This window comes from Campylobacter showae CC57C, assembly GCF_000344295.2.
GTDB lineage: Bacteria > Campylobacterota > Campylobacteria > Campylobacterales > Campylobacteraceae > Campylobacter_A > Campylobacter_A showae_B.
The window spans coordinates 1-5,435 of record NZ_AOTD01000108.1; the positions used below are offsets into that span (position 1 = coordinate 1).

Sequence of the window (5,435 nt, forward strand, 5' to 3'; positions counted from 1 at the left end):
AAATTGGCTAAAGGCTTTGCTGCTTATTTTAGTTTCAAATATCCATCCATTCGGCTTTAACTGGCTAAATTTAGAGGCCGTTTTTGTGCCGGGAATTTTTGCGCCGAATTTGCTCGCCCTTGCGTTTATTTTTGCCGCGATTTTATGCCTGTTTTACGTCAAAAACCGCCTCAAATTTATCGCTTTTGCCGCGCTTTTAGCCTGTGCCGTTCAGTACGATACGCCAAATTTTAAAACTCTGCCTTTTGAAGTAAAACTGGCAAACACCGAAGTGCCGCAAGAGCTAAAGTGGGCCAAACAGCTAAAAAACGAGTTTATAAATCAAAATTTAGCCATCATTGACGAGGCGATAAACGCCGGATTTAGAGCGATTATTTTGCCGGAGAGCGCCTTTCCCGTTTATATGACGCACGAGCGAAATTTGACCTCCGAACTACTGGAAAAATCGCAAAAGATCGCTATCGTCGCAGGCGCGCTAGCTCGCGAAAACGGCACCAGCTACAACTCGGCGTTTTTCTTTGACCGCGGCAAGATGCAGCGGATGGACAAATTTATCCTCGTGCCTTTTGGCGAGGAGATCCCGCTACCGGCGTTTGCGCGTGATTTGATAAATAAAATATTTTTCGGCGGCGCGAAAGATTTTGAAACGGCAAGCGCTCCGGGCGACTACGAGATAGACGGCGTAAAAATCAGAAATGCGATCTGCTACGAAGCGACGAGAGACGAGCTGTTTACGGGAAAATTTGATGTCATGATCGCGGTTACTAACAACGGCTGGTTCATGCCTAGTACCGAGCCAAATTTACAGCGCATTTTACTCAGATACTACGCGACGAAATATGGCAAAGCAATCTATCACAGCGTAAACGGCTCGCCGTCTGAGATAATAACGCCAAAGCAAGGCTTACTCGATAAATTTTTCAGATAAATTTGCTAAATTTAGGCGTTTTTGCGTTTGCGAAATAGCAACTGAATTTGCAACGCTACGTAAAATATGCAAGCCGCTACGTTAATCAAAATAATAAAATCAAGCGTTTCCTGCCAAAACAGCTCTCCTGGCGTCGTCAATACCCACTCATACTCCCTCCGGCGAACTTTTTGGTTTTCGGTAGCCTATATAGGTGCCGCTGAAGTCCAAATTTATAAAAAATGTAGCCAACAAAATAGCAAAAATCGAAATAATAAATCTTGTGACCGGATTTTCTTTTCTTGCTTGTTTCATCACGCGAGCTCTATGTTTTTTACTGCCGCACAGCAAGCAAGCCGCGACGAAACCGACAAGCGTAACGACCTTAACAATCCCCATATAAGCGATATAAAACGCAGCCTTTTGCGTAAAATCGGTGTGAGTAAAGGCTCGCTCTACTGCGGGATAAATTTTAAGCATAGCTTCCACAAAATCTCGCACCAAAGAGAAGCGAGCCAGAACGTCAAAAGGCAATACAAAAATGCCTAGCGCGCAAAGAAAATAAAAAGCGCAAAGTCCGAGTAAAACGAGTCCAAGCCTCATGTTTTTGCCGTTTTTGGTTTGTTGTCGTTTGCATTTTAATTCTCTTTAAATTTTGCCGAGCGGTTTTTGAGGTCAAATTTAAGACGTAAAGCAGGACGAAATTTCATACGAAGCCTTAAATTTGAGTATAAATTTAAGCCCGCTTCAAATTTAGCGGGCTTGAGGATTTATTTAATCAAAGCTTTAAAGGTATCAACCGCGTCAAGCTTTTCCCACGGATATTTGGCGTTTCCGACTTGACCTTTGGCTGCTACTTTAGCGTATAAAAACGTTTCCTTGTCAGGTTTATCCAGGCCAAATTTATTCGTGATCCAGCGCGGAGTGAGAGCAAAGTTTTCGCTAACGAAATTTGACAGTATATCGTCGTTTACGCCGGCGATCTGCGTGCCCATCGTATCGACGCTGACAGATGTTGGCTTTGCCATACCGATAGCGTAGCTTAGCTGGACGATGCATTTTTTAGCAAGGCCAGCAGCTACGATGTTTTTAGCTATCCAGCGCGCTGCGTAAAGACCGCTGCGATCGACTTTCGTGTAGTCCTTGCTGCTTTGCGCGCCGCCGCCTATCGGGCTATATCCGCCAAAGCTATCTACGATTAGCTTGCGACCCGTTAGTCCGCTGTCGTGAAGCGAGCTGTGATTTACGTATCGGCCGGTCGGGTTGATGTAGATTAGCGTTTTGCTTTTATCGTAAAGGCCCTTTGGCAAGCCAGCGTCGTCGATGAGAGTTTGCACTAGAGCGCGTAGCTCCTCTATCTTCATAGTCTCGACGCAAGGGGCCGAAACAACGATAGTATGGATACTTTGAGGCTTGCAGCTTTCAAAGTTATCTTTGGTGCCATAGTCTACGGTGACCTGAGTTTTGATATCGACGCCCAGTTTATCGGGATTAGCTTTGGCAAATTTATAAACCTTATCGCAAAGCATTCTGGCGTAGGTTATGGCTGCTGGCATATATTCGTTCGCTTCGCAGCTAGCAAAGCCAAACATTATGCCCTGATCCCCGGCGCCTATCTCGCCACCCTCTTGATCGACACCTTGATTTATATCGGCACTTTGCTGATTTATGCAGACTTTTATCTCGACGTCATCGGGGTGCAGGCACTGCTCTTTAGTAAATTTAGACTTGCCGTCGTAGCCGATTTTTGCCAATGCGTTTTTAACGATCGCCTCGTAGTCTTTGAAGCTTAACTTGACCTTAGAGTTTATCTCGCCGCCTATTATAATGTTTTTACCCGCAACGAAAACTTCGCTAGCGACACGGCCGTTTGGATCTTGCATCAAGATCGTATCGACGATGCTGTCGGCGATGATGTCGGCGCATTTATCCGGGTGACCCGGACTCACAACCTCTGAAGTAAATAAATACATACTTTTCCTTTATGAAAATTAATCTCGCAATTGTAACATTTCATAATAAAATTCAAATTAATCTCGCTCAAAGCTTGTAAATTCCGCGTAAATTCGGCTATAATCCTAAACTAAAATTAAATTTTAAGGCAAGGACACTAGAATGTTTAGCAAACTGGCAAAAAGGTTCGCCGACGGAAATTTGATCGTTCAAATTTTAATCGGCATAGCTCTAGGCGCCGTTATCGGCTTTTGGACGCACTATCAGGCGGCTCCTTATAACGAACTAATCGCAAAAGGCGTGAGCGATGCAGCGCAGCTAGCCGCAGCAAAAAAAGACTTAACCGACGTGGCAAATTCGGTCGCAAACTCTATCGCCGTTTTGGGAAATCTCTTTGTCGGCGCGCTTAAAGCTATCGCGCCTATCCTAGTTTTCGTACTGGTAGCGACCTCTATCATCGTGAAAGAATTCGGCCACGCAAAAGGCATGCAAAAGGTAGTTACGCTCTACCTAGTCGGCACTTTTCTAGCTGCCGTAGTTGCGGTCGTAGCAAGCTTTCTTTTCCCGATGGAGCTTGTGCTAAAAGGCGTAGAGAGCGCAAATATGAGTGCTCCGCAAGGCATCGTCGACGTCCTAAAAGACCTTATCTTTAAGATGGTTCAAAACCCTATCAGCGCGCTTTCTAGCGGCAACTACATCGGCATCATCACTTGGGCCGTGGGCGGCGGTATCGCGATGAGATTTTGCACGCAAGAAACTAAAAAAGTATTCCAAGACGTCAGCGACGGCGTGACTAAAATCGTTAGATTTATCATACGCCTTGCGCCGTTTGGTATCTTTGGCCTAGTTACCATCAGCATCCATGAGACGGGCTTTGAGGCGCTTGCGGGCTACCTAAAACTAATCCTCGTTCTAGTAGGCTCGATGGCTTTCGTTTCCTTCGTCGTTTACCCTGCGATGGTGTTTGTAGTTACTAAGAAAAACCCTTATCCGCTAGTGATGACTTGCGTTAGAGAGAGCGCGGTTACGGCGTTTTTCACTCGCTCGTCTGCGGCAAATATCCCGGTAAATATGGCGCTTTGCAAAAAACTAGGGCTAAAAGAGGAGCTCTACTCGATCTCTATCCCTCTAGGAGCTACAATAAACATGGGCGGCGCAGCCGTAACTATCGGCATCTTGGCGCTTGCGGCGGTAAACTCGATCCCGTCTATCACGGTCGATTTTGGCGACGCCTTACTGCTTTGCTTTATCTCGGCTCTAGGCGCGTGTGGGGCTTCTGGCGTCGCTGGCGGTTCGCTGCTACTCGTGCCGCTTGCTTGCGCGCTATTTGGTATCGGTAACGACATCGCGATGCAGGTTGTCGGCGTAGGATTTATCATCGGCGGGATCCAAGACTCGGTAGAAACAGCCGTAAATAGCGCCTCTGACGTACTTTTCACCGCCGTAGCTTCAGAGACTATAGAGTAAATTTAAGGCTGCAAAATGAATGTTTGGGACTTGACCCCGCTTTTTAAAAATGAAAAAGAGCTGGAGATTTCGGCTCTTTCGTTACAAAACGAGTGCGAAAAATTTGAAGCCAAATACTCGGATAAATTTTTAAGTTTAAGCGACGAGGAGTTTTTAAACGCGCTTAACGAATATGAAAATTTGTTAGAAAACATCGCTCGCGTGCAAATTTACGTGAGCCTAGTTTTCTCAAAAGACACCTCAAAGGGCGCGTTTTACGCCAAATTTGACGAGCTAAGCTCAAAAGCGCAAAATCATCTGCTCTTTTTTGAGCTTAAATTTAACGAATTTGACGAGGCTCGCCAAAACAAAATTATCTCCAAAAGCCAAAGACTAGGCTACTATCTAGATAGTATCGCAAAAGAAAAAGCCCACCAGCTAAGCCTAAAAGAGGAGCAAATTTTACTGCGCACGGCAAACACCGGCGCGGAAGGTTTTTCGCGACTTTTTGACGAGACGCTAAGCGCGCTTAAGTTTAAATTTAAAGGCAATATGCTAGGCGAAGAGGAGATTTTGTCAAAACTTCACAGCCCCGACCGAGCCGAGCGAAAAGCAGCCGCAAAGAGCCTATCAGACGGCCTAGCGCCGCAGCAGCATCTGCTTAGCTACATCTATAATATGATAAAAACCAGCCTAAAAACTAGCTGCGAGCTGCGAAAATTTGATCTACCCGAAAGTCCTCGGCATTTTTCAAACCAAACGACAAAAGCCAGCGTGGACGCGCTAATAAAGGCCGCCGAGACGAGCTTTGACCTGCCGATTAAATTTTACGAGAAAAAGCGCAAAATTTTAGGCTTTAAAAAGCTTTACGACTACGATAGATATGCGCCGCTGGGTGAGAGCAAGAGCGTTTATAAATTTGACGAATGCAAAAAAATCGTGCTTGAGACTTTTTCTAAATTTAGCCCGAAATTCGGCGAGATAGCCGCTCGCGCGTTTAAAGAGGGCTGGATCGACGTTTATCCGGCCGAAAATAAACGAGGCGGCGCCTTTTCGCAATCAGGCGTCGCAAAAGCCCATCCATACGTGCTTTTAAACCACACCAACGAGAGGCGGGGTCTTTTTACAC

The 5,435-nt window shown here is 45.8% G+C and carries 5 protein-coding genes; 3 read left to right on the top strand and 2 right to left on the bottom strand.

The genetic code is table 11. The annotated features are described in order from the left end of the window. On the top strand, nucleotides 1–928 hold a 928-nt coding region (gene lnt, locus H740_RS04065), incomplete at its 5' end, for an apolipoprotein N-acyltransferase (protein ID WP_002951605.1). A gap of 147 nt (nucleotides 929–1,075) precedes the next feature. Here the strand turns inward: lnt and H740_RS04070 are convergent. Continuing rightward, a complete protein-coding gene (locus H740_RS04070; protein ID WP_002951607.1) occupies nucleotides 1,076–1,510 on the bottom strand; it encodes a hypothetical protein in 435 nt (144 codons plus the stop codon). Between the two features lie 167 nt (nucleotides 1,511–1,677). Beyond that, the gene (metK, locus tag H740_RS04075; RefSeq protein ID WP_002951609.1) at nucleotides 1,678–2,880 is read right to left on the bottom strand and encodes a methionine adenosyltransferase; all 1,203 of its coding nucleotides are present in this window, start codon (nucleotides 2,878–2,880) and stop codon (nucleotides 1,678–1,680) included. A gap of 142 nt (nucleotides 2,881–3,022) precedes the next feature. Here metK and sstT point away from each other — a divergent pair, with 142 nt between their 5' ends. Both sstT and H740_RS04085 read left to right on the top strand, forming a co-directional pair. Continuing rightward, the gene (gene sstT / locus H740_RS04080; protein WP_002951618.1) at nucleotides 3,023–4,327 is read left to right on the top strand and encodes a serine/threonine transporter SstT; all 1,305 of its coding nucleotides are present in this window, start codon (nucleotides 3,023–3,025) and stop codon (nucleotides 4,325–4,327) included. A gap of 15 nt (nucleotides 4,328–4,342) precedes the next feature. Next, nucleotides 4,343–5,435 (top strand): M3 family metallopeptidase (locus tag H740_RS04085; RefSeq protein WP_002951624.1); only part of this gene is annotated, 1,093 nt, incomplete at its 3' end.